Here is a 23,852-nt window from a genome sequence, read left to right as displayed (position 1 = left end):
ACAAGTTCCCGGTAGGCGTCATCGCCGACCGGGTCCTATGCCTTGCAGCGATCAGAATCGCGCCGTCGCTCCGACGAAGAAGCGCCGCCCAATCACGTCGTAGGTCGATGTCGGCGTGACCGAATTGCCGCCGAATTCGGGCGGCTGTTTGTCGAACAGGTTGTTGGCGCCCGCCCGCAATTCGAACCGGTCGTTCACGTTGAGGCGGCCGATGAGATCGAAATAGCTGACCGAGGGCACCCCTTCCGCTTCGCTGTCGGGGTTGGCGACGACGGCGGAATTGTCCTGCTGTCCGATATAGCGCCAGCGAAGCGACAACGAGCCGGTTTCGCCTGCAAGCCCGAGGGTGGTGACATGCTTCCAGTCGGGATGGGTGGACGAGAACCCGTCGATCTGCGCATTGCCGACCGTGCCCGCGTAATCGAGGACCGGATCGCTGGCTGTCGACTGGATCTTGTAATCGATCACGTAAGTCACCGCGCTGTTCAGGAAGACGCGTCCGACCCCGCCGAAATCGATCGCGGCATCGACCTGAAAATCGATCCCCGAGGTTTGGTAGCGCGCGAGATTGAACAGTGGTTCTTCGATTTCGGCCAGCAGGCCGGACGCGTCGCGGGCGATCAGTTGGCAATTGGCGTTCTGCGGGTCGTAGTCCGGATTCTGCCCTGTGAAATTGTAACATTGGTTGAGCGCGATCGGACTGGTCAGATAGCCGATCGCGTCGTCCACGCTGATATTGTAATAATCGACCGAGGCCGAGAAATCGGACAGCACGTCGAACATGAAGCCGGGCTGGAAGACGGCGCCGATCGTGTAGCTGTCGGCGGTTTCTTCCTGAAGATCCGGATTGCCGATGCGGAACGCAGCATTCGCGGAGCCGGAATAGGTATAGCCGTCCACCAGTGCTTCGGGAACGCCCTGTGCGATGCAAAGCGCACGGACCTGCGCCGGATCGACGCCATCGACCTGCCCGTTGCGCGCCGCGCCCGTCACGTCGCAGGGATCGCCGCCGCCGGTGCCCGCCCGGCCGATAATACCGATCGCGCCCGCACGCGGAGAGAACAGATTGCCGAGGCTCGGCGCACGGATCGCGCGCGAATACCCGCCGCGCAGGGTGAAGCCGGTGATCGGCGTCCAGTTCGCGCCAGCCTTGTAGGTGCTGACGCCGCCAATCGTATCGTAGTCGGAATAGCGGTAGGCGAGATCGACCTCGAAGCCGTCGAAAACCGGAACGAGCAGTTCGCCGTAAACCTCGGCCACCGAGACGTCGCCGCCCGACGAGAACGCGCCCGACGTGCCGAGCGCCTCGGGCGCGGTCGTCACGCCCGGTATGTCGGTCGGCGTCGGGCTGCGGCGCGGGTCGATCGTCGTCTGGTATTCGTTGCGGCGATATTCCGCGCCGACCGCGAAACCCAGCGGCCCGGCGGGCAGGTCCAGCACCGTCCCGGTAAGGTTGCCCTGCACCACGGTCTGTTCGAACACCGCGCGGTCCACCGTATCGATCGTAAGGTAGTCCGAGCATTCCTGCGAGGTCGGCGCGAAGCCGAACGGATCGTATCCGCCGGCGCACAGGCTCGCGCCGCCATCGGGCGCCGATACCACGGCATTGAACCGCGAGCGGCTGATCTGGTTGAAGGTGGTGGAATCGTTCGTCGTCCTGCCATGCGTGGCATAGAGATCGAAGTTCAGCGACGGCCCGAACGATCCCTTCAGCCCGACGAGGGCCTGGTAGACATCGTATTCCTCTTCTACTTCCAGCCGACCGATACGCGTGCCGGTGAAATAGTAGGAGATCGGCGCGGTGGGCACCGGCCTTGCGTTCAGCAAGGTACGCAGGTCCGGGGTGATGAACGGATTGGAAGCGGGGATCTGGATCGGCTCGACCACCGATTGCAACACACCCGAAGCAGATCGCTGCCGCGCCTCGTAGGTCGCGTAATTGATCTGCGCATAAGCGGTGATCGCATTCGAAACGTCGAACTCTCCGCGGGCGAAGGCGGTGTACCGCTCGATCGGAAGCTGGACGGTGGAATCGAACAGGGAGCGCTGGCGCACCGCATTATCCGCCACGAGATAGCCGGTCGCATCGGTATCGCGAAGGTTCAATGCGCCGTCGCGCCCGATAACGGTACCGTCCGAATTGACGAGATAGCTGCTCGAAACGCCGGGAATGGCTGTTCCGTATGTCTGGGAAAACAGGTTGCGGAATGCGGCCACGGCATCGGGGCGGCCGAAGCCGAAGGGATTTCTGCCGGACTGGATAATCAGCCCGCTAGTGGGTGAGGAGGTGCCATCGACATTGTCGAAGAAGGGGCGGGCGAATTGCGAGGCGGTGCCCCGCTGCAGGTAAGAACCGGAAACGAACAGGCGCGCGCGATCGTCGGCGAAGCTGCCGCCATAGGTCGCAGAGGCGCTGTAGGTCTCGGCATCGCCCAGTTCGGATATGCCGACGTCGCCCTGCAATTCCAGTCCGCGAAACCGGTCGTTGAACTTGAAGTTCACGACCCCGGCTATGGCGTCCGACCCGTACACGGCAGACGCGCCTCCGGTGATGACCTCCACCGTGGAGACGAGGGCGGAGGGGAGGGTGTTGAGATCGATCGCGCCCGAGGTGTCGGAGGGCTGCAGGCGCCGGCCATCGAACAGGATCAGCGTGCGTTCCGCGCCAAGGCCGCGAAGGTTCGCATTGGCGCGCCCGCCCCCGCCGCCCGCGACTGCGTTCGTCTGCGATCCCTGTGTCGCCTGGAATTGCGGCAGGGCGTTGAGGGACTGCTCGAGAGTAGCGGGGCCGGCATTCTGTATGAATTCGTCGTCGATCGTCGTGATCGGGCTTTCGGCGGTATAGTCCCGACGCACGATGCGCGATCCCGTAACCACGATCGGCTCGCCTGCATCGCCCGGTTCGGCCTCGTCCAGCCCGACCTCGTCGCCATCCGCCCTCGAAGGAACTTCCTGTGCCTGAAGCGGCATGGCCAGCATCGTGAGGCAGACGCCGCACAACGCAATCCTGCGGACAGTACGCATAACTCTCTCCTGATCAATTTGGTCCGCTTCTCGCGGCACGAGGCTTTTGCCCATTTTCGGAATGTGTTCGGGGACCGGCGCGGTCAGCCCGCGGTTTTGCGCGATGCGCCGATCTGCTGCCAGATCTCGCGGAATTCGGCGCGCGGATCGCTTACGACATGCGGGTCCTGCGAAAGGATCATCGTCGAACGCCTGGCGCTGTCGTAAGCAGGCCAGTCGGGAAGGTATTCGTTGTTCGGATCGCCCGTCGCCGCGAACGCCGCCCAGCTTCCCGCGATGCGATCCGCCATTGCGACGCTTTCCGCGCTCGGCCCGTTGAGCGCACCGCGCACGCTGTGCAGGCTGGGCGCGACATCGATGCCGTGAACCGCGCCGAAGCGGCCGCCATAGGCAGGGCTCGGCCATGTCCAGAGATAGGACCATACGGGAGCGCCGCCTTGCTTCGCCTTCAGTTCGGTCTGTGCGAACGCCCCTTTGCGGAACCAGATGTCGCTATCCATCCGGGCGGCGAGGAGGAAGGCTTTCTCCTCCGGACTTTCATCGCGATAGAGATCGACCACTTCCTTCGCCCGGTCGCCCGCGCGTTCGCGTGCGAATTCGAGCAGCCCCTCCTCGGTCATGTCGAAATCGACCATCCGGTAGGACCGCTCGTCCAGAGCCGTCGAAACGATCATCGGGACATCGCGGCTGACCTCGGGGGCGTCGGGCGCGAAGGGATGGCGTGGGAGAACGGTGCCGTCCACTACTGGTGCGAAGGACGAAGGCGCTTCGCCTTTCGCGCGCGCCGCAGCTTCGAGGGTGGCCTGCGTTTCCAACAGCGTGGTCCACGGCACGGCCTGCAAGGCGGCGATGTCGCCCTTGGCGATATCGAGAGCCTTCAGCAGGCGCGCGGCGTTCGCATTGGCCATTTCCTCGGGCATCATGCGCAAGGCCGATCCGCTCATCACGCCGGCACGGTGGAACAGGCCCTTGCCGCTCGGCATGGCCATCAGCGTGCTGGTCTTCGCGCCGCCGCCGGACTGGCCATAGACGAGCACGCGCGAAGGATCACCGCCGAACGCTGCGACATTGTTTCGCACCCATTCCAGCGCGGCGACGATGTCTTGCATCCCGACCGTGCCCGAGGAGGCAAAGCGTTCGCCGCCGAATTCGGCGAGGTGGAGATAGCCGAGCGCACCGAGCCGGTGCGTGACCGAGATGACGACGCTGTCGGAAAAGCGCGCCATCGCCTCGCCGTCCATGCCGATGCCATTGCCCGAACCGCCATAAAACCCGCCGCCGTGCAGCACGACGATGACCGGCTTCTTCGCCGTCGCGGATATCATGGGCGACCACAGGTTGAGGGCGAGATTGTCCTCGCCGGGCCCGGCCGGCTGGTTCTCGAACATGATCAGATCGGCGTAATCGTGTCGGCGGTCGCCCGGAACCTGTGGCGCGCTGTCGGAATATTGCAGCGCGTTGCGAACGCCGGACCATTTTTCGACCGGCTGCGGAGGCATGAAGCGGTTGGCGCCGGAGGTGGGCGCGCCATATCGAATGCCAAGGAACTTCGCGATGCCGCCTGCCATCATGCCGCGCAGGCGTCCGTCCGCGGTCTCGACGACCGGAAAGATGTCTGCGGCCGAGAGCGGATTAGCCATTGCGAGAACTCCTCCGGCTACTGCTGCGCCGAGAAACCCCCGCCGACTCGGCGTGAAAGACGATGCCATTCGGTATTCTCCCAAAAATCGGTAAGGCTTTTGCCTGATCCGCCGGATGCGTACCCTGTCTTCAGAAATAAAACAATCGTGACTGTCGGTAAATTTACCGGTAGGGGAGTCGGCGAGAGAACGGGCAGTAAGTCGGCATAAAACGGGAAAGAGATTTCGAGATGGCAAAAGTGGTGAGCAGGATCGCGAATACCGGGTTTGCAGTTTCTGCGGTTTTGGCAGTTGCCCTGTCCGGCTGTGCGAGTGCCGACGGGGTTGCATCGGCATCGGCCATTGATTCGGCCGACTCGCCGGTCCTTGCGACCAGCCTCGGCCCGGTGCGTGGCACGACCAGCGATGCGGGCGACGTGAAGATATTCCGCGGCATCCGCTACGGCGCATCCACCGAAGGAATGCGGTTCCAGGAAGCTGCCGACCCACAGCCGTGGAGCGAAACGCGCGCTGCGACCGAGTTCGGCCCCGATTGCCCTCAGCGGCCGAGCGGCGAGGTTCCGGTATTCGCATCATGGGCGAACGATTTGCCGCAAAGCGAGGACTGCCTGTTCCTCAACGTTTGGACGCGCGGTACGAATGACGGGAAGAAACGCCCGATCATGGTTTGGCTGCACGGCGGCGGCTATGTGACCGGCTCGGGATCGAGTCACGGATACGATGGAACGCGGCTCGCGCAGCGTGGCGACGTGGTGATCGTCACCATCAATCACCGCCTGAACGGTTTCGGCTACCTCTATCTTGCGGGCATGACGAACGATCCGAAATACGCCCGCTCCGGCAATCTCGGCAGTCTCGATGCGGTCAAGGCGCTCGAATGGGTGCGCGACAATGCGGCGGCCATCGGCGGCGATCCCGAAAATGTGACCATCTTCGGCGAATCCGGTGGGGCCGCCAAGGTTTCTACCTTGATGGCGATGGAGGAGGCACGGGGTCTCTTCGATCGCGCGATCGCGCAGTCGGGCTCGATGTCGCTGTCGGGTTTCGAATCGCGCCTCGCCAGTGCACTTACCAAGAACATCTTCGAAACCGCCGGGCTTGAGGAAGGCGATGTGGCGGGTCTCGCCGCGCTGCCGATGGAGGAGTATGTCCGGGCCTTGATGGAATCGCGCACCCGCGCCGCGTTCTTCCGCCCGGTAGTCGACGGCAGTTCGCTGACCCGGCAACCGTTCTCGCCCGATGCGACGCCTGTTTCCGCAGATATCCCGCTGCTCGTCGGGACCAATCGAACCGAGATGCGGCTGCAGGCCGGGCTGGCCGATCCGGGCAATTTCTCGCTGACATGGGAGCAATTGCCGGAAAAAATTGCGAGCGTGGTCGGCGATGCGGATGTCGATCAGGTGATCGCGGGAATGCGCGCCGCTTATCCCGATGCGGATGCGAGCGAAATCTTCTTCCAGACCGCGACCTTCCAGAACTATCGCGGTACCGCGCTGCGTCAGGCGGAGCGCAAGAGCGCGCAGAACGGGGCGCCGGTCTATATGTACCGGCTGGACTGGGAAACGCCGGTCGAGGGCGGGCGCCTGAAATCGCCGCATGCGCTCGACATTGCTTTCGTCTTCGACAACGTCGCCCGCTCCACCTCGTATACGGGCACCGGACCGGAACAGCAGCGTCTGGCCGATCTCATGTCCGAAGCCTGGATCGCCTTTGCGAAGACCGGCAATCCGAACACGAACGCGCTGCCGCAATGGCCGCGCTATACCAAGGCCAATCGCGCGACGATGATCTTCGATACGGACCCCGAAGTGGTCGTCGATCCGGACAGCGCAGAACGCGAATTACTGCAAAGCCTGCTATCGGAGGGCCGCTCGCAATAGGGGTAAGGGCGGAGATTCTACCATACGAGAGCCGGTGTGACTGATGCGTGCAGGGGTGACGGCGAGGCGTGACGTAACAAAATTAGTGTGAACCCTCTTGTAAAAAAATTTTTGAAGTTTCAGTATGCTTCGGCCAGAGGATGGCTTGAAAGCGAAAGCAGGCGCGCAGGGGCAAAAGCCCCGTGTGCCGAAACAGTCAGGCCCTACTCCGGCAAAGGTACGAAGCTACCTGATCGGGGAGAGGTCATGAAAACATACTACCTGAATTCCGCCTGCCGTTTCGCATTTGCCACCGCCGTCCTTGCAGTGCCGGGAACGGCCTTTGCGCAAGCCGAGGCGGAACAAGCCGGAACCACGAATACTGCCGATACCATCGTCGTCACAGGCTCGCTCATTCGCGGAACGCCCGAGGATGCTGCGCTGCCTGTCGACGTGTTCAATGCCGACGAACTCGTCAAGTCGGGCATCGATTCGCCGCTCGAATTCATCAAGGAATTGCCCTCGGTCGGCGCCGTACTGGGCGATACGAACCAGTTCGCCACAACCGCGCAGGCGTTGCAGGGGGTGGGCTCGCTAAACCTGCGAGGCCTGGGCGCGGAACGCACACTTGTTCTGCTCAACAGCGCGCGCACCATCCTGACGCCGGGCGAGGGATTCGCCGATACGAATCTTATTCCCCTGTTTGCGCTTGAACGCATCGAGCTGCTCAAGGACGGTGCGGCGTCGACTTATGGGTCGGATGCCATCGGCGGGGTCGCGAACTTCATTACAAGACGCAATTTCGAAGGCGTCGAGGTTCAGGGCGATTACACCTTCATCGATGGGTCCGACGGGAACTACAGTGTCAGCGGCCTGGTCGGTTTCGATGCCGGCGGGGCCAACATCATGGTTGGTGCCGGTTGGCAGCACCGCAGCGAACTGGGTACGCCCGAACGCGATTATACGCGGCTTAATTTACAGACCAATCCGTCTGCCTTTTCGGCTTTAAGTACGCCTGGCCTTTTCGCCGTCACGCGACTGTCGGGAAATCCCGACAATCCGGCGACGCCTGGCAACGAAGCTCTCGCCACATCCGTCGTCCGCGATGTAGGCTGTACGGAACTGGGCGGTGAGATCGCAATCGGACGATGCTATTTCACCTACGTTCCGTTCGACAACATAACGGAGGATGAAGACCGCTATCAGGTATATGCACAGGTCGTTGCAGATCTCAGCGACCGGACGGAAATTACTCTGACTGGCCTTTACGCACAAAGCGACCTTGACTCGATCAATCAGTCGCCGTCCTTCCCGCCAACTCAGGGACCAAACGGTTCCGGTTTCGTCAGCGCTTTCACGACATCACCCAATAACCCCGGCGTCGCCGCGTTCCTCGAGCAGACCGGCCTCGCGCCGGCTTCGGCGACCAATCCTGTCCTGGCGGTCACCAACGTGCTGTACCGTCCGTTCGGTTATCTCGGAAACCCGCGCGATCCCGATCGCGGTGCGGGCCCGGGTTCGGCCAATAACAAGGCCTACCGGTTCACGTTCGACATCGCGCACGAACTGACCGACAGGCTGACGCTGGATGGAAGTCTGGTTTTCTGGGATTCCAACCGCGAGCGATCGTCGCCCGGGATCATCGGGTCGCGCCTGCAGAATGCATTGAACGGTCTGGGCGGCCCGGACTGCGATCCGGCGACAGGTACGCCGGGGCAGGGCGGGTGCCAGTTCTTCAATCCCTTCGCCAATGCCGGACCCGGAAACGGGACGTTCAATCTGGACAATCCGTTTTACGTCCCTGGCAACGAGAACTCGGTCGACCTGATCCGCTACCTTCAAGTTGCCAACGGGGTCGTTCAGGACGAACAGCAAGTCGTGGCGAGCGCCATCTTGTCCGGTCTTACCGGCTGGGAACTCGGCGGAGGCGAAGTGGCCTTCGCGGTCGGCGCACAATATCGGCAGAACGATTATGCTACGCGGCCGCTCAACCCTGAATCCAGCCGGGACAACAATCCTTGCTTCGTCGAGGGCGATCTAAGCTGCGTCGGGACGACCACCGAAGGGGTCGGGCCGTTCATCTTCCTCGGTGTGAACAGTCCGGTATCGCTCGAGCAGAGCGTTTACGCCTTGTTCGCCGAAGTGAATCTGCCAGTAACCGACCGCATCGAGATCGACGGCGCGATCCGTTTCGAGGATTACGGCGATCCCGTCGGGTCCACGATCAATCCGAAGGGTTCAGCCCGCTTCGAGGTAACGGATTTCCTCACCTTCCGCGGATCGATCGGCACGACGTTCCGCGGGCCCCTAGCGGTCGATGTGGCGGACAACCAGCGGACGGCGCTTCAAGGCTTCACGGCGGCTGGCGGCAATTACAAGTCGCTCGACATCTTCGGCAATCCGGATGTGAGCCCGGAAAGCGCGCTGACCTACAACGTCGGTGCAATTATCGACACGGGCGGGTTCACCGTCAGCGTCGATTACTGGTCGATCGATCTGGAAGATCGTATCACGACGACACCGGGCGATGCCATCGCCAGTCTGGTAGTCAGCGGTGCTCTCGGCCTCGGTGACAACAACACGCCACTGGCGGATTGCTCCAGTCCGCTCGCCGGTTTCATCACTTTCAGTAACAACCAGTGCGTTCAGGGTGTAACGGAAGGTATCGACATCAGTCGCGTGCGGACAAATGTCGTCAACGGGCCTGACGTCAACATCAGCGGTCTAGATTTTGCAACCAATCTCGATGTGCCGTTCGGCGCGGCGCTGCTATCGCTGGGCGGTAATGCGACGTGGAACCTGAATTACGAGTTCGACGATTTCGAGGTGAACGGGATCACCGTGCTCGAAGGATACGATGCGGTCGGCCTCGCAAACTATTTCCGCGATCCGAACACGATCCCGGAATGGCGCGCGAACGCTTACGCCAATCTCAACGTGGCCGGTTTCAATGCCCGATATTCCTTCATCTTCATCGATAGCGTGCGGGACGAACGGTGCGACGGCGTGCCATCGGATACTCGGCCGTTCTGTTTCGTCGTGCCGGGAAGTACCGAAGGATCGAACTTCGGTGCAACCAGCGGATCGTACATGCAGCATGATCTCAATCTGACCTACGATTTCGCCGTCGGATCATCGGAATTGACGCTTCAGGCAGGGGTGAACAACATCTTCGACGAAGAGCCTGCTGCGGCCCAACTTCCGCTCGGTTACAACCCGTTCATCGGCAATGCTATCGGGCGCAATTACCGGATCGGTTTGCGCGCAAGATACTGAGCATAGACATCGGCGGGCCGGGCATTGAGCCGGCCCGCCTTTCATATTCAAAGGGATCGCAATGGCCTCGACGCCGGCAACGTATGCGGGGGGCGCGGTGGACGGGGAAGTCAGCGCCGCTGCGCGCAAAACCACGCTCTTCCTGCTCACCGTCACCTACTTCTTCAGCTACATGGACCGGCAGATCCTTGCGATCCTGCTCGAGGATATCAAAGCCGATCTGCTGCTGAACGATACGCAGCTCGGCCTGTTGTCCGGATTGGCCTTCGCTCTGTTCTACGCGACGCTCGGTATTCCCGTGGCCGCCTTGGCCGACCGGATGAACCGGGTGAACATCATCTCGATTGCCCTCGCTTTGTGGAGCGGGATGACCGCCGCCTGCGGGTTGGCTCAGAATTTTTTCCAGCTCCTGCTTGCTCGTATCGGCGTCGGCGTGGGAGAGGCGGGCTCGTCGCCCCCTAGCCATTCGATCATCGCGGACCTTTATCCCGCGGAAAAGCGTGCGCTGGCGCTTTCCATCTATTCGCTCGGCGTGACATTGGGCGCGGCAGCCGGCCAGATTTTCGGCGGTAATCTTACATACTTCTTCGATTGGCGGGTCGCGTTTCTGGCGATCGGGTTGCCGGGCGTCATACTCGCTATCGTGGTCAAACTGTTCGCGACCGAGCCCATGCGCAAGGCGGAACCGGGCGCAGTCGAGGACGAAAGCACGCCGTCCATCATGGCGGGATTCCACTCGATCTTCGCCAACCGCGCGGCGGTGTGGCTGGTCGCCGGTGTCACCATAACCTCGATGATCGGCTATGCGCTGACGGGCTGGACGCCGGCCTATCTCATTCGGTCATTCGGCCTCAACACGTTGCAGATCGGCAATATCGTCGCACCGCTGCTGGCGATTGCCGGTGTGGCAAGCGGGCTCGGAAGCGGCTGGCTTGCCAATCGGCTTTCCGAAAAGTACGGCCTCAAGGCGCAACCTTTGATGGTGGCAGGATTGAAAACGATCGCGCTGCCTTTCCTTGTCTGGTTTTACGTGGCTGAAAGTGCACCACTGGCTATCGGCGTGTACTTCATCGCGGTGCTGTTTCAGTCTTGTTACCTCGGGCCGACCTTCGCCCTGATACAGACCTTGGCCCCGCTCAAGATGCGGGCTGTGTGGGCAGCGATCACCCTATTGGTCATCAACCTGATCGGTCTGGGGCTCGGTCCTACTCTGGTCGGTGTTCTTTCGGACGTCTTCGCGCCGACATACGGCGAGGAGTCGTTGAGACAGGCGCTACTGGTCATCGCTGCCGCGACGCCTCTCGCGATTTTCTGCTACTGGCGAGCTGCGAAATGCCTTGAAAGGCACGGGGAGAAGAGTGTCACATCGGGATGATTAGCAGGGACTACCGTCGGGCATTCCCTGCTCTGTTTCTTACCGCGATGAGATAATCAGCCCTCGGGTGCGCTGCCCATCTGCATCATCTCGATCTCGTGCCCTTCCGGCGTAAGCACGAAGGCGATGCGGGCGCTGCCGAAATTCACGGTCTTGCCCTTCTGGGTAGCGCCCGCGTCAATCGCGCGGGCAAGATCGATTTCGAGATCGCGCGTGATCATGCCCACCGGGCCGTACCCGTTGCCGATCTCAACCGCACGCCCGTCCTTCCAGTGGAAAAGGACGATGGTTGCCGAGCCCTTCTTGCCGGTCATCACGTGTTCGCGGAACGCGGGCGTATCCACGGTATCTGCATGCGTCATGCCGAACCCTTGGACGAAGAACCGCGTCGCGGCGTCGATATCGTTCACGGTCAGTTTGACGAAGGTGAACAGGGCTGCGTCGGTATCGCTCATCGGATGGTCCTTAAGATGTCGGGCGGTTTGGATCGCCGGGCGGGCGCGACGTAGGATGCGAACTCGACAGGCCGCCATCCACGGCGAGCGCCTGCCCGTTGACGTAGCTGGCTTCCTCGCTGGCGAGGAACAGGGCGGCTTGCGCGATTTCACCCGGCTGACCACCCCGCAGTAAAGGATTGAGCTGGCCGATCCGGTCTTCCTTACCGGCTGCCCGTGCGCCGTCGAACAGGGGCTGGGTCATGCCGGTTTCCGTCAGACCCGGCAGTACGGCATTTACCCGAACGCCCGTCCCGGCAAGCTGCTGCGCCGCCGTCTGGACGAGGTTGATCACGCCGGCCTTGCTGGCCGAGTATTGCGCCGGGCCTGCACCGCTGCGCAGCCCCGCTACCGAGGCGGTGCACACGATCGCGCCGCCGCCGCTGTCTTTAATTGCGGAGGCGGCGTGCTTCACGGCGAGGAACGGGCCGATCAAATTGATCCGCAATACCTCCGCCCAAACGTCCGGCGTCGCGTCGAAGAAGCCGCCACGCACATTCCCGGTGATCCCCGCATTGGCGAACATCACGTGCAGACCGCCGTGCATTTCGATCGCCTTTGCGACCAGCGCAGAAATGTCCTGTTCCTCACCTGCATCGCCGGTCATCACGACGGCATGACCACCATCGGCTTCGACCATTGCAGCCGTTTCCTTCACGGCATCGGTCTTGTCGAGCAGGACGAGCTTCGCGCCTTCGGACGCGAACAGTTTGGCGCTCGCGCGGCCGATGCCCGAGCCGGCGCCTGTTATGGCAGCGATCTTGCCTGAAAGCCTTCCGCTCATATCGTCGCCCCGCCATCGACGACGATCATCTGGCCGGTGGTCCATTTGGCGGCAGCCGATGCGAGATAGACCGCGGCCCCGGCGATATCCTCCGGCTCGCCGATGCGGCGCATGGGCAATTGCCCTTCCACTCGCTTGCGCGCTTCCGGATTTTCCCACAGCGCCTTGGCGAAATCGGTTTTTACGAGGCCAGGGGCAATGGCGTTGATGCGCACGCCGTGTTGTCCGTTCTCGACCGCATAGTTGCGCACCAGCTGGAAGTCTGCCGCCTTGGAGACGTTGTATGCCCCAATGGTGGGCGATCCGCGCAGGCCGCCGATCGAACTGATAACGATGATCGCACCGTCCTGCTGCTCGCGCATATGGGGAAGGGCCAGCTGCATCAGCCAATGGTTGGAAAGGATGTTGTTGTCGAGCACCTTGCGGAATTGCTCGTCCTCGATCCCGTCCATCGACCCGTAATAGGGATTGGACGCCGCATTGCAGATGAGGATATCGACTGGCCCCAAGCGTTCCTGCGTTCGCGAGAACAGGTCCTGAAGCTGCGCCTTGTCTGAAATGCTCGCGGCGACCGCGATGGCGCTGCCTTCTCCGTGTTCCGCATTGATCGCGGCGGCAACCTCGTCGCAGGTTTCCTGCGTGCGGCTAGATATAACCACTTTCGCACCATGGGCGGCAAGCTGCTCGGCGATTGCCTTGCCGATGCCGCGGCTGGATCCGGTGACGACGGCGACCTTACCGGTCAGATCGAATAACGACATATCTCTCTCCTAATTTTCGTTCGGCGCAGGGCTTACTTTTATGCGCTTCGCATGCGCTCGAGTGCTTCGCCCTTCGGCCGCATCAGGCTTTCCTGGCTGACTGTCGCCACCATGCGCCCGCTTTCATCATAGAAATGTCCGCGATTGAGACCACGCGCATGGCCGGCCCAAGGGCTTTCGGTAGCATAGAGATGCCAGTGGTCGAAATCGGGCGTCTCGTGAAAGTAGATGGCATGATCGAGCGAGGCGGCCTGCACCTTGGTGCTGCCCGGCCTGATCGCATGCGGCAACATGGCATTGCGCAGGAACATCATGTCCGAGGCATAGGCGAGCAAGGCTCTCTGCAAGAGCGGGTCGGGACCGGCGGGCTCGCGCATCCGCATCCAGACGCCGGTGCGAGGCTCGCGCGCCTGCGCGCCGAACAGTGCCCCGGGATCGAGGGGGACGATTTCGATAGGGCGCTTCTGCAGCCGGTCTACGATGGGGGAGGCATTGGCCTGAGAATGACGTTCGCGCCATCGGTCGAGTGCTTCGATGGCCGCTGAAACGTCGAGGTCGAAGGGGGCGGGAGAAGTGTGCTCGAACCCGGTTTCGGGCGAATGGAATGAGGCGATCATCGAAAAGATCATCGTATCGTCCTGCATTCCTTCCACGCGGCGCGTGGCGAAACTGCGCCCCTCGGAAAGAGTGGTGACTCGATACGAAACCGGCTGATCGCTCGATCCGGCTTTCAGAAAATAGGCGTGGAGCGAATGGGGGAGCCGGTCGTGTGTTTCCTCTTGGCAAGCGGCGAGCAGTGCCTGTGCGACTGCCTGCCCGCCGAACATCCGTGGTCCGATCGCCGGACCGGGCGCGCCTTCGTAAAAGCCATGATCGGTCGCTTCGACCGCTAGGATCGTCGGTAGGTCGATGGTCTTAGGCTCCCCCTTCACGTCCATACCGCGTATTCTAACGATTCGCAGGTTTCAAGCCCGAACCGTAATATTGTGAGGCGGAAACGCCCTGAACTCTAGGGCTTTCGGAAAAGGTTTGACGACCTAACAAGTAGTGTGAGATAAGCGTGGCGAGAATTCAGGAGAACACGGATGACTTACACCAAAGGCCGCGTCGTCAACGATGCCGATGCACACACCATGGAAACGCAGGACTGGCTCGCTCCGTATTTGGAAGGCGAGTTTAAGGAGATGTATTCCGAAGTGTATTCCAAGCGCGAAGGCGGGGACCGGATCGTCAAGATGATCGATGCGGCCAAGGCGCGTAAAACCGATCCCGAAGCGCGTGCCAAGGCGAAGGAAAACCCGATCGAAGGCGCCAAGGGCTGGCTTGGCTATGGCGGGTTCGACAAGGACGAGCGGGTCGAAGCGCTCGACTGGCTCGGTTTCAACAGCCAGCTTGTCTTCCCGACCTTCGGCCTCGGCGCTATCACCAAGGCGACCGACGAAGATCAGCGTTATGCCGCAGCGACCGCGCTCAACAAGGCGCAACAGGATTTCTGCAACGCGGATGCGCGAATGGATTGCGTCGCTTTCTGCCCGCTCGACGATCCCGAGCGCGGGCTTGCCGAAGCGAAACGCGCCGTTTCCGCCGGTGCGAAGGCAGTGATGTTCAGTGCTGGGCCCGCTGGAGACAAGAGTCCTGGCCACCCGGACCTCGATCCGTTCTGGCAGTTCCTGCAGGACCATCGCATTCCCTTCATGCTGCATATCGGCCCCGGCACGAAGACGCAGCCTTCCAAGTTCAAGAACAACGGGCGCGAACGGTCGGCCGACCTGCATGGTGGAGGCGAGAACCTGCGCTTCCCCGACTTTCTGTGCCTCTGGTACGCGCCGCAGGAATTCCTCACTGCCATGGTCTATGACGGCGTCTTCATGCGCTTCCCCGAACTGCGCGGCGGCGTGATCGAAAGCGGGGCGGGCTGGGTGCCGGAATTTCTCCGGATGCTGGATCACGGCTGGTATTCGTTCAGCAAGACGGACCAGTACCTTCAGGAAATGGACCTCAAGCCATCGGAATATCTCAAGCGCGCGGTGCGCTTCACCCCGTTCCCGAACGAGGACGTCGGCCGCATGATCCGCGATAGTGCGCCGGAGCTGTACCTGTTTTCGAGCGACTATCCGCACCCCGAAGGCACGAAGGATCCGTTCGGCAAGTTCGAAGCCTCGCTCGATGGGTTCGACGAAGAAGTGAAGGACATGTTCTACCGCACGAACTACGATCACATGATGTATCGCGAAAGCGAGGCCCTCGCCGAGGCGGCCGAGTAGTTCGCTCTATCATTGGGAAAAGGGCCGCCGTGTTGCGGCCCTTTTTCGTATGTGGGCCCGTTTGCGCAATCCGGCCGCGGCGTTCGGGTCTTGCCAGACTGTCGGCGCAGGGTAGACCGGAAACCATGACCATGGCGAGAGAAAGCGATCGAGCGCAGCAGATGCTTTCAGCCGCCGAAGCCTTGATGCGCGATCACCGATCGCTGGGCTTTTCGCTGAACGAGGTAGCCGAACGGGTCGGTGTCACGCGCAGTCTTCTGTACGCGTATTTCGATGGCGTACCTGCGATACTGGACCAGATCTTCCAAGATCATCTGCAGCGACTGGAAGATGCTATTCGCCCAATTATGGACGGGGACCGGCCTTACCGGGACAAAATGGTCGACGCCTATGTCGCTTATCTCGTTTACCTCGTTGAAGCAGGACCGATCCTACAGATTTTGCTGCGCGAACGGCAGCAGGACAATCCGCTGGGCGAGGGAAGTCGGCGCGGCTTCCAGCGTTTCCTGCGTTACCTCGCTCGCCACACGACGCGAGCGTTGACGCTCGAGGCGCGCGAGGCGTTCGTTTTGCTCGAACTCAATGCCGCCATACCGGAAGCGCTTGCGCGCCTGGTGCGGGCGGAAGAGATCGAGATGGCGACGGCACGCGACACCTGCTCGCGGCTCATATCGGCCTCGCTCGATGCCTTTGCCTGGTCGGATATAGCCGCTTAAGCGGTTCGTCCGGCCGCCAGCTCCTCGTCGCTCTCGGTGCCGGCCATTACGATGGTAAGGCAAATTTCCTCCACCATCGTCAACGGAGCGCGGCCGCTCATCAGGATGCCGCCGGCCTTTAGCGAAACGGCGGTCAATGCCGCGGTCGATGCGCGGGCGCTCGCCATGTCCATACCGCCCCGTGCCGTCAATTGTTTGAGGATCGGCGCGCGCGCTTCTGCGCCCTTTTGCAGCCGTTCTTCCTTCATGGCTTCGCGGACTTCCGGCGTGCGCAGCAGCATCGGGAGCAGGGGGCCGGATTGGGCCGCTTCGTGGAGATAGCCGATCGTCGAGAGCATCACGCGCGTATGGTGGTTCGACCCGCGAGCGATCCGCCGCCGGCGCCGTTTTTCCTGCGCTTCCGTTTCTCGGCGGGCGAGTGCGACAAGAAGGTCCGTTCGCGCCCCGAAGCAATTGTGCACCTGCGTTTCGCTGATCCCGGCTTCCTGTGCGACCTCTCTCATCGTCACGGCGGACATCCCGCGCGCTAAAGCGATTGTCTTCGCAGCGTCCATAAGATGCTCGCGCCGCTCCTCGGCCGAAAGCCGAACCCGCCGGCCGGGCGATTGGCGCATCTGCCGCCGCCCCAAAGCGAAGGTCTCGCTAAGCCCTATCGGAGCCGGGGGAAGGTCCGGCTGGGGCTCCCGATTGTCCGCATTCCGGGTCCAATGAGACCGGGGCGGGCGGGGAATGGCCAAGCGATCGCATATCTTTGCGAGACCATTCCCCGTGAGGCCGTATTGCGCCGCGACCGCACCCATGGGCTCAGACCAAATTCTGTCGAAAAGCTGTGACCGGGTGATTTCCATCGCCGTCATTTTACGCCCGGACCGCCCGAAGTGTCCAGCGCGCCAGCCATGCTGCAGCGCACAACAAATCGTTCATACCCAATCTTCAATAATCTATATTGTTAGATCGTAAATATCGAGCTACGAATGCTGGCAAGAGGATATGGGAGAGTTGCGATGAGGGGGACTAAGACGTCTTCGTATACAGGCGTTTTGTTGGGGCTGGCTGCATTGTCAGTCTCAGGTTCGACGAGCGCGCAAATGCCCGCGCCGATCGATGCGGTGCAAATCGAAACGCAGGCCGGAACGCTCGAAGGCTCACGCGAAAACGACGTACTGGTCTTTCGAGGCGTGCCCTATGCCGCGGCGCCGATCGGAGAAAATCGCTGGCGCGCACCCCAGCCCGTTGAGCCCTGGAAGGGTGTCCGCTCGGCAACGGCGCATGAACCGGGATGCACGCAGCCGGTCGATCTCGACACGACAGTCGCGAATTTCGGCGGCGTAAACGGCGCGCAATCGGAAGATTGCCTTTATTTGACGATCACCGCGCCGCAGAATGCGCAAGGGGCGCCCGTCCTCGTCTGGTTCCACGGCGGAGCGTTCTTCCTCGGTGCAGGGCATCTTGGATCATATGACGGTACGGCGAACGCCCGGCAGGGCATCGTAACGGTCAGCGTAAACTACCGGCTCGGCGCTCTGGCGAACTTAGTGCATCCCGCTTTGGCCGCTGAGGACCCGGACGCGCCGCAGGGCAATTACGCGTTGCAAGACAGCGTCGCTGTACTCGAATGGGTCCGCGACAATAGCGCGGCGTTCGGCGGCGATCCGGAGCAGGTGACGATCGCCGGCCAATCGGCGGGCGGCGGTATCGTGACCAACCTCTTGTCCCTGCCAGCGGCGGAGGGGCTGTTCGACAAAGCCATCGTCCAGTCCGGCAGCTTGCTCCTACCGGATCGCTCCCAAGACGAAGCAAAACGCATGGCGTCCGAAGCGCTTGCGACCATCGGCATTGAAGGCGATGCGACGGCGCAGGATTTGCGCAGCATCTCCGCGCAGACCTTCGCTGCCTCCGAGGCGTTGCGGGCAGGCTTCTTCTTCACGCAGGACGAGAATTACAAGCCGACCTCCACCATCGCCGCCCTGAAAGCGGGCGAGGAATTCGACGTGCCGCTGCTCGTCGGATCGAACAAGGGCGAGGGCGGGTTCGCAGCAGCGCGCACTTTCGCACGGATGGCAGGCGACGACGGTGCGCCCGCCTTCCTCTATCGCTTCGACCATACGCCTGCGTTTCGCGCATCGGAATGGGCCGACGGGCCGATCCATTCCGCCGAGCTCATGTTCGCCTTCGATTCCATCGACCGTTCGAGCTGGGGCGGCGAGCAAGCCGATGCTGCCGACCGAGCGCTCGCGCAAACCGTCAACGGCTGCTGGGCAGCCTTTATCAAGATGCCGGCGGATGCGCGCAGCTTCTCCTGCGCGAACGGCTTCACCTGGGAGCCTTACGAAGAGGGCGGCAACGCGGTGCTGATCGAAACCGGCGGACCGCGCAGCGCGGCAGCGGATGCGCTGCCCGATGGACCGGAAAAGAAAGACTAAAAACAAAAATCTGGGAGAGAAAACATGAACCGTAAGACCCGCTATCTTTTGGGCGCGACGCTGTCTGTATCAGCCCTTTCGCTCGCCGCCGGCGCAAGCGCGCAAACTGCGCCTGCTGCCGACGAAGATCTCCAGCCCGATCTTGCCGAACAGATCGAATCCGAACCCGAAGATACGATCATCGTCACCGGATCTTACATTCGCGGCCAGCGCGAAGACGGAGCACAGCCGGTCGATGTGTTCGGACAGGAGGAACTGGAATCGCGCGGGATCGACAGTCCGCTCGAATTCATCAAGAGCCTGCCGTCGGTCGGTCCGGTGCTCGGCGATTCCAACCAGTACGGCGCCGGCGGTAGCCAGGGCGTGGGCTCTATCAACCTGCGCAGCCTCGGCCGCGAGCGCACGCTGGTCCTGTTCAATGGCCGCCGCTTCGCCACCGAACCGGGCGACGGTGCCGCCGACACCAATCTCATCCCGCTTTTCGCGCTCGACCGGATCGAGGTGTTGAAGGACGGCGCGGCATCGACCTACGGTTCGGACGCCATCGCCGGCGTCGCCAACTTCGTGACCCGCCGTAACTTTACCGGCTTCGAGACGACTGCCGATTACGAGTTCGTCGACGGATCGGACGACAATTACCGCATCAGTGCGCTTGCGGGTTTCGATATCGGCACGGCAAACCTGATGATCGGAGCCGGATGGCAACACCGCTCCGAACTGCCGACAACCGCACGCGATTTCACGCAAGTGCCTTACGCGGTGAACCCGACGGGCTTCTCGTTCCTGTCGAACCCAGGTCTTTATGCGCCGGTCGGTGTCATTCCGGGCGTCGGAGCGACGACGGTGGGATTGGCCGTTGATGGCAATCAGGTGAATGCTTGCGAAGAACTGGGCGGTATCAATGGAGGCTTTCCTCGCGCTGGCGCGGCGCCTTTGCCGGTCTGCAGGTACGGGTACATTCCGTTTGCCAATCTGATCGAAGAGGAAGACCGGTATCAGGTTTACGGTCAGTTGCTGGCCGACCTTTCCGACACCGTGCATTTTACTGCGGAAGCTTTGTATTCGCGCACCGAACTGAACGATCTCGGCTATTCTCCGTCCTATCCCCCGGTTGCTGGACCGCGGGGCCCGGGCAGCACCAACGCCTTTACCGTCTCAGCAAACAATCCCGGTTATGCCGCGTTCCTGGAGCAAAGCTTCGCGCCCGGTACCCCGCCCCGCCTGTTTACTCCGGTCCTTGCTTCCATCGTTTTGGGTCGACCTTTCGCCTTGGGCGGCAATCCGCTTGATCCGCGCGGTGCAGGTAACGGCGCGGCCGTAAACGACGCATGGCGTGTATCGGCCGGGCTCGATTTCGACCTGACGACGGATCTCAGCCTTCAGGTTTTCGGAACCTATATTCGCAGTGCACGCACGGCCTATTCGTTCGATTTCGTGAGTGATCGCTATCAGCGTGCCCTCAACGGTTTCGGGGGCGAGGACTGCACCGGAACGACGCCCGGCGCGAACGGCTGCCTGTTCTTCAATCCGTTCATAAATTCGTCCCCCGGCAATCCGGCATTGGGCTTGACCAATCCTGCCTATGTCCCCGGGAACGAGAACAGTCAGGCCGTGATCGACTTTGTCCGCCAGAAGAACGGTGCCATCCAGGTCGAAGAGCAATATATCGCGGATGCCGTTTTCAGCGGACAAACCGAAGTGTTCGGTCGTACATTAGGCTACGCATTCGGCGGCCAGTTCCGCAAGACCGACTTCGCCAGCGATCCCATCAACCGGTTTACCGATCCCGATGCCTATCCTTGCGCGATCGAAGGCGATCGGTCCTGTCTCGACGATCCGGACGATAACAATTTCCCGGTCGGTGCCTTCACATTCCTTGGGCAGTATCCGCAAGCGAGGCTTTCGCAGGATGTCTATGCTTTCTTCGCGGAAGCACAGATCGAAGCGTTCGACGGCTTCGAATTGACCGGCGCAATCCGGTACGAGGATTACGGCGGCGGCGTAGGATCCACCCTGAACCCCAAACTCTCGGCCCGGTGGCAAGTGACCGATTTCCTGGCATTGCGCGGGTCTATCGGCGATACGTTTCGCGGTCCGCTTCCCTCCGATCTAGGCCGGGGGATTAGCGCGGTTGCCGGTATCGATGCGCTTGGCGGCGCTTTCAAGGCGACCGATCAGAGTGGCAATCCGGACCTCTCGCCCGAAACCGCACTGACGTATAACGTCGGAGCGCTGGTGGAGTTCGGCGGGTTCAGCGCAAGCGTCGACTATTGGACTTACGAGTTCGAAGGCCGGTTTACCGACCTTCCGGTCCAGTCCATCGCATCGGCGGTCGCGCCTCCTGCCGCAGACGGCACCTCGAATGGCTCACAATTCGTGGATTGCAGCAGCCCCTTCGCAGCTTTCGTGGTCTTCGAAGGCAATGTCTGCACGCAAGGCGTGACAGTCGGAAACGACATCAGCCGCGTACAAGTACAGACGGTCAACGGTCCGGACGTGACTACGCGCGGTCTTGATTTCGGTCTCAATTACCGGACCGAGTTCGGTGCGGCGCGGTTCAGCGTCGGCGCGAATGCCACGCATATCTTCGAATACGAGTTCAGCGATTTCGAGTTTAACGGACTTACTTTCGACGAGAGTTACGATGCGGCGGGCTTCGCGAACTACAACCGGGAACCGGGTACGATCTCGAAGTGGCGCGCAAGCGGCTATGCCAACGTCCAACTCGAACCGTTCGGCCTCACCTGGTCGACGATCTTTATCGGTGGCGTGGACGACAATCGTTGCAGGGACGATGAACCCTGCGCCGAGACGCCTGAATTCGGTCCCACCGATTTCGGCCGACGGGTAGAATCCTACTTACAGAACGATGTCTTCGCGACTGTCGATTTGCGGCTTGCAGGCCTGGAGGCCGAATTGCAGGCCGGGGTCGAGAATGTCTTCGACCGAGAACCGTCGGCCGCGCGGCTCGAATACAGCTACGACCCGTTCATCGGCACGGCGAAGGGTCGGACCTACCGCATCGGCACCAAGGTTCGCTTCTAACCTCTCCCGGAAGCGGCACGGGGAGGGGCGGGGCTTCGTTCGAAGCGCCCGCCCCTTTCTTGTTCAGGTAAGGCGTTCGCCCTTTTGCGCCTTGGCGCGCAGGTAGTCGCTGACCGGAAGGCCATGCTTCTCGAGCCCAGCAACGACCGTATCCAGCCCCACCGTGTCCGCCCAGAACATCGGTCCGCCGGTATAGAGCGGCCAGCCATAGCCGTTGATCCAGACGACATCGATATCGCTTGCGCGCTGGGCCATGCCTTCTTCGAGGATCTTCGCGCCTTCGTTGACCATCGGATAGAGCAAGCGCTCGCGAATTTCGTCCTTCGAAATATCGCGCTGCGCATTGCCTTCCTTTTCGGCGAAGTCCGCAATGATCTGCTTCACTTCGTCGGACGGGGTACGCTGGCGGGCATCGTCGTAATCGTAGAAACCCTTGCCCGCTTTCTGGCCGAAGCGGCCTTTCGCGCACAGAGCCTCGCGTACGGTCGTCACCTTGGAAGGATCGCGGTGCCAGCCGATATCGAGACCCGCAAGATCGCCCATCTGGAACGGACCCATGGGGAAGCCGAAGTCCAGCAGCACCTCGTCCACCTCCCAGTAATTCGCGCCTTCGAGAATGAGCTGATTGGCCTGTTCCTGCCGTTTGGAGAGCATCCGGTTGCCGATGAAGCCGGGGCACACGCCGGAAACGGCGGCGACCTTGCCGATCTTCTTCGACAGTTTCATCGCGGTCGCCAGCACATCATCGCGGGTTTTCTCGCCCCGTACGACCTCGAGCAGTTTCATCACGTTGGCGGGCGAGAAGAAGTGCAGGCCGATGACATAGCCGGGCCGATCGGTCGCTGTGGCGATCTCGTCGATGTCGAGATAGCTGGTGTTGGAGGCGAGGATCGCGCCATCCTTCACCACCTCGTCGAGCTTGGCGAAGACCTCCTTCTTCACATCCATGTTCTCGTACACCGCCTCGATCACGAGGTCGCAATCGGCGAGATCGTCGTACTCGAGCGTGGGGGTGAGCAGGCCCATTGCACCTTCGACCTGTTCCTCGGTCATGCGGCCGCGCTTCGCGGTGTTTTCGTAATTCTTGCGCATCGTGCCGGTGCCGCGATCGAGCGCATCCTGCTTCATTTCAAGAATAGTCACCGGGATGCCGGCGGACAGGAAGTTCATCGCAATCCCGCCACCCATCGTGCCGGCGCCGATAATGCCGACTTTCTTCACGTCGATCAGCGGCGTGTCGGCGGGCACGTCGTCGATTTTGTTGGCGGCGCGCTCGGCGAAGAAATAGTGGCGCATGGCGGCACTCTGTGTGCCGCCCATCAGCTTGGCGAACAGTTCGCGCTCTTTCTTCACGCCGTCCTCGAACGCCATTTCGCCCGCCGCCTTGACCGCTTCGATCCCGGCATTTGGAGCATCGAACCCGCGCAGCTTGCGGCCGTTCTTGGCGCGGAATTCGTCGAACAGATCCGGGTTTTTTACGCCGTCCTGATTGTTGGTCATTTCGCTCGTGCGGGGAATATCAGCGCCGACCTTGGACCTGGCGAATTCGGCGGCATCCTGCGCGAGGCTGCCTTCGCCGACCAGTTCGTCAACCAGGCCGATCGCCTGCGCCTTCTTCGCGGGAATCGGATTGCCCATGACCACGAGGGGAAGAGCGGCTTCCGCGCCGACCAATCGGGGCAGGCGCTGCGTGCCCGCCGCCCCGGGTATGAGCCCGAGTTTCACTTCCGGCAGGCCGAGCTTGGCGCTGGGCACGGCGACGCGATAATGGCAGGCGAGGGCGATCTCGCACCCGCCGCCCAGCGCCGTGCCGTGAATGGCTGCCACGACCGGTTTCTCGCTCGCCTCGATCGCATCGCAGACTTCGGGTAGACTCGGCCCCTTTGGAGCCTTGCCGAATTCCGTGATGTCGGCCCCGGCAAAGAAGGTGCGCCCGTCGCAGCGAATGACCACTGCTTCGATTTCGTTGTCGGACGCCGCCTGTTCGATGCCGTTCTTGAGCCCCTCGCGGACCGCCTGCCCCAGTGCGTTTACTGGCGGATTGTCTGACGAAATGACGAGGACATTGCCGTGCTTCTCGGTCGAAATCGGTGAGGCCATCGTATGTTTCTCCTGATCTGTCTGAACTCGGTATGCCCGAATTAGGGCATTCCCGTACCGGTCCTTTACTCGTCCAGCGAAGAGTGATTTG

15 protein-coding genes are annotated in these 23,852 nt (G+C 61.7%); 7 read left to right on the top strand and 8 right to left on the bottom strand.

What is annotated here, in order from left to right:
* Positions 1–51: 51 nt before the first annotated feature.
* Positions 52–3,024 (bottom strand): TonB-dependent receptor domain-containing protein, encoded by a 2,973-nt coding sequence (locus tag E3U23_RS06650; protein WP_279350444.1) that lies wholly within the window; start codon positions 3,022–3,024, stop codon positions 52–54.
* Between the two features lie 83 nt (positions 3,025–3,107).
* Positions 3,108–4,664 (bottom strand): carboxylesterase/lipase family protein, encoded by a 1,557-nt coding sequence (locus E3U23_RS06645; RefSeq protein ID WP_279350443.1) that lies wholly within the window; start codon positions 4,662–4,664, stop codon positions 3,108–3,110.
* A gap of 284 nt (positions 4,665–4,948) precedes the next feature.
* Between E3U23_RS06645 and E3U23_RS06640 the strand changes: the two genes are divergently transcribed.
* From E3U23_RS06640 to E3U23_RS06630, 3 genes are all read left to right on the top strand, one after another.
* Positions 4,949–6,544: a carboxylesterase/lipase family protein gene (locus E3U23_RS06640; protein ID WP_279350442.1), complete on the top strand. Its 1,596-nt coding sequence runs from the start codon at positions 4,949–4,951 to the stop codon at positions 6,542–6,544.
* A 246-nt stretch (positions 6,545–6,790) separates the two neighbouring features.
* A complete protein-coding gene (locus E3U23_RS06635; protein ID WP_279350441.1) occupies positions 6,791–9,799 on the top strand; it encodes a TonB-dependent receptor domain-containing protein in 3,009 nt (1,002 codons plus the stop codon).
* A gap of 61 nt (positions 9,800–9,860) precedes the next feature.
* Positions 9,861–11,174 carry a spinster family MFS transporter gene (locus tag E3U23_RS06630; protein WP_279350440.1) on the top strand — a complete coding sequence of 438 codons (1,314 nt, stop codon included), beginning with the start codon at positions 9,861–9,863 and terminating at the stop codon, positions 11,172–11,174.
* Positions 11,175–11,230: 56 nt separating this feature from the next.
* Here E3U23_RS06630 and E3U23_RS06625 read toward each other — a convergent pair whose 3' ends face one another.
* From E3U23_RS06625 to E3U23_RS06610, 4 genes are read right to left on the bottom strand one after another with little or no spacing between them, the layout of a single operon-like run.
* Complete coding sequence (locus tag E3U23_RS06625) at positions 11,231–11,629, bottom strand: VOC family protein (RefSeq protein ID WP_279350439.1); 399 nt, start codon at positions 11,627–11,629, stop codon at positions 11,231–11,233.
* 10 nt (positions 11,630–11,639) lie between these two features.
* Positions 11,640–12,452: an SDR family NAD(P)-dependent oxidoreductase gene (locus E3U23_RS06620; protein ID WP_279350438.1), complete on the bottom strand. Its 813-nt coding sequence runs from the start codon at positions 12,450–12,452 to the stop codon at positions 11,640–11,642.
* Positions 12,449–13,213, bottom strand: coding sequence for an SDR family NAD(P)-dependent oxidoreductase (locus tag E3U23_RS06615; protein ID WP_279350437.1), 765 nt, complete (start codon positions 13,211–13,213; stop codon positions 12,449–12,451). Before E3U23_RS06615 ends, E3U23_RS06620 begins: the two co-directional genes overlap by 4 nt.
* A gap of 38 nt (positions 13,214–13,251) precedes the next feature.
* Positions 13,252–14,145 (bottom strand): acyl-CoA thioesterase, encoded by an 894-nt coding sequence (locus E3U23_RS06610; protein WP_279350436.1) that lies wholly within the window; start codon positions 14,143–14,145, stop codon positions 13,252–13,254.
* A 153-nt stretch (positions 14,146–14,298) separates the two neighbouring features.
* Here E3U23_RS06610 and E3U23_RS06605 point away from each other — a divergent pair, with 153 nt between their 5' ends.
* Both E3U23_RS06605 and E3U23_RS06600 read left to right on the top strand, forming a co-directional pair.
* Positions 14,299–15,477 (top strand): amidohydrolase family protein, encoded by a 1,179-nt coding sequence (locus E3U23_RS06605; RefSeq protein WP_279350435.1) that lies wholly within the window; start codon positions 14,299–14,301, stop codon positions 15,475–15,477.
* 125 nt (positions 15,478–15,602) lie between these two features.
* Entirely contained in the window at positions 15,603–16,193 is a 591-nt protein-coding gene (locus E3U23_RS06600; protein ID WP_279350434.1) for a TetR/AcrR family transcriptional regulator, read from the top strand.
* On the opposite strand, the gene E3U23_RS06595 is transcribed toward E3U23_RS06600, so the two are convergent.
* Complete coding sequence (locus tag E3U23_RS06595) at positions 16,190–16,807, bottom strand: TetR/AcrR family transcriptional regulator (RefSeq protein ID WP_279350433.1); 618 nt, start codon at positions 16,805–16,807, stop codon at positions 16,190–16,192. The genes E3U23_RS06600 and E3U23_RS06595 overlap by 4 nt on opposite strands.
* A 474-nt stretch (positions 16,808–17,281) precedes the next feature.
* Between E3U23_RS06595 and E3U23_RS06590 the strand changes: the two genes are divergently transcribed.
* Together E3U23_RS06590 and E3U23_RS06585 are read left to right on the top strand one after the other, a co-directional pair.
* On the top strand, positions 17,282–18,616 hold the full coding sequence (locus tag E3U23_RS06590; RefSeq protein ID WP_279350432.1) for a carboxylesterase/lipase family protein: 1,335 nt from the start codon (positions 17,282–17,284) through the stop codon (positions 18,614–18,616).
* 24 nt (positions 18,617–18,640) lie between these two features.
* Entirely contained in the window at positions 18,641–21,661 is a 3,021-nt protein-coding gene (locus E3U23_RS06585) for a TonB-dependent receptor domain-containing protein (RefSeq protein WP_279350431.1), read from the top strand.
* Positions 21,662–21,724: 63 nt separating this feature from the next.
* Here the strand turns inward: E3U23_RS06585 and E3U23_RS06580 are convergent, their stop codons facing one another.
* Positions 21,725–23,761 carry a 3-hydroxyacyl-CoA dehydrogenase NAD-binding domain-containing protein gene (locus E3U23_RS06580; RefSeq protein ID WP_279350430.1) on the bottom strand — a complete coding sequence of 679 codons (2,037 nt, stop codon included), beginning with the start codon at positions 23,759–23,761 and terminating at the stop codon, positions 21,725–21,727.
* Positions 23,762–23,852: the final 91 nt, after the last annotated feature.

The organism is Erythrobacter litoralis (genome assembly GCF_029760855.1).
GTDB lineage: Bacteria > Pseudomonadota > Alphaproteobacteria > Sphingomonadales > Sphingomonadaceae > Qipengyuania > Qipengyuania litoralis_A.
Note: the sequence above shows the minus strand (reverse complement) of the source record. Positions and strands in the feature narration are given on the sequence as shown.

Coding starts and splice junctions, on each gene's coding strand:
- E3U23_RS06650 (WP_279350444.1), bottom strand. CDS start 3,024: ATGCGTACTGTCCGCAGGATTGCGTTGTGCGGCGTCTGCCTCACGATG.
- E3U23_RS06645 (WP_279350443.1), bottom strand. CDS start 4,664: ATGGCTAATCCGCTCTCGGCCGCAGACATCTTTCCGGTCGTCGAGACC.
- E3U23_RS06635 (WP_279350441.1), top strand. CDS start 6,791: ATGAAAACATACTACCTGAATTCCGCCTGCCGTTTCGCATTTGCCACC.
- E3U23_RS06630 (WP_279350440.1), top strand. CDS start 9,861: ATGGCCTCGACGCCGGCAACGTATGCGGGGGGCGCGGTGGACGGGGAA.
- E3U23_RS06625 (WP_279350439.1), bottom strand. CDS start 11,629: ATGAGCGATACCGACGCAGCCCTGTTCACCTTCGTCAAACTGACCGTG.
- E3U23_RS06620 (WP_279350438.1), bottom strand. CDS start 12,452: ATGAGCGGAAGGCTTTCAGGCAAGATCGCTGCCATAACAGGCGCCGGC.
- E3U23_RS06615 (WP_279350437.1), bottom strand. CDS start 13,213: ATGTCGTTATTCGATCTGACCGGTAAGGTCGCCGTCGTCACCGGATCC.
- E3U23_RS06605 (WP_279350435.1), top strand. CDS start 14,299: ATGACTTACACCAAAGGCCGCGTCGTCAACGATGCCGATGCACACACC.
- E3U23_RS06600 (WP_279350434.1), top strand. CDS start 15,603: ATGACCATGGCGAGAGAAAGCGATCGAGCGCAGCAGATGCTTTCAGCC.
- E3U23_RS06595 (WP_279350433.1), bottom strand. CDS start 16,807: ATGCGCCAATCGCCCGGCCGGCGGGTTCGGCTTTCGGCCGAGGAGCGG.
- E3U23_RS06590 (WP_279350432.1), top strand. CDS start 17,282: ATGCCCGCGCCGATCGATGCGGTGCAAATCGAAACGCAGGCCGGAACG.
- E3U23_RS06585 (WP_279350431.1), top strand. CDS start 18,641: ATGAACCGTAAGACCCGCTATCTTTTGGGCGCGACGCTGTCTGTATCA.
- E3U23_RS06580 (WP_279350430.1), bottom strand. CDS start 23,761: ATGGCCTCACCGATTTCGACCGAGAAGCACGGCAATGTCCTCGTCATT.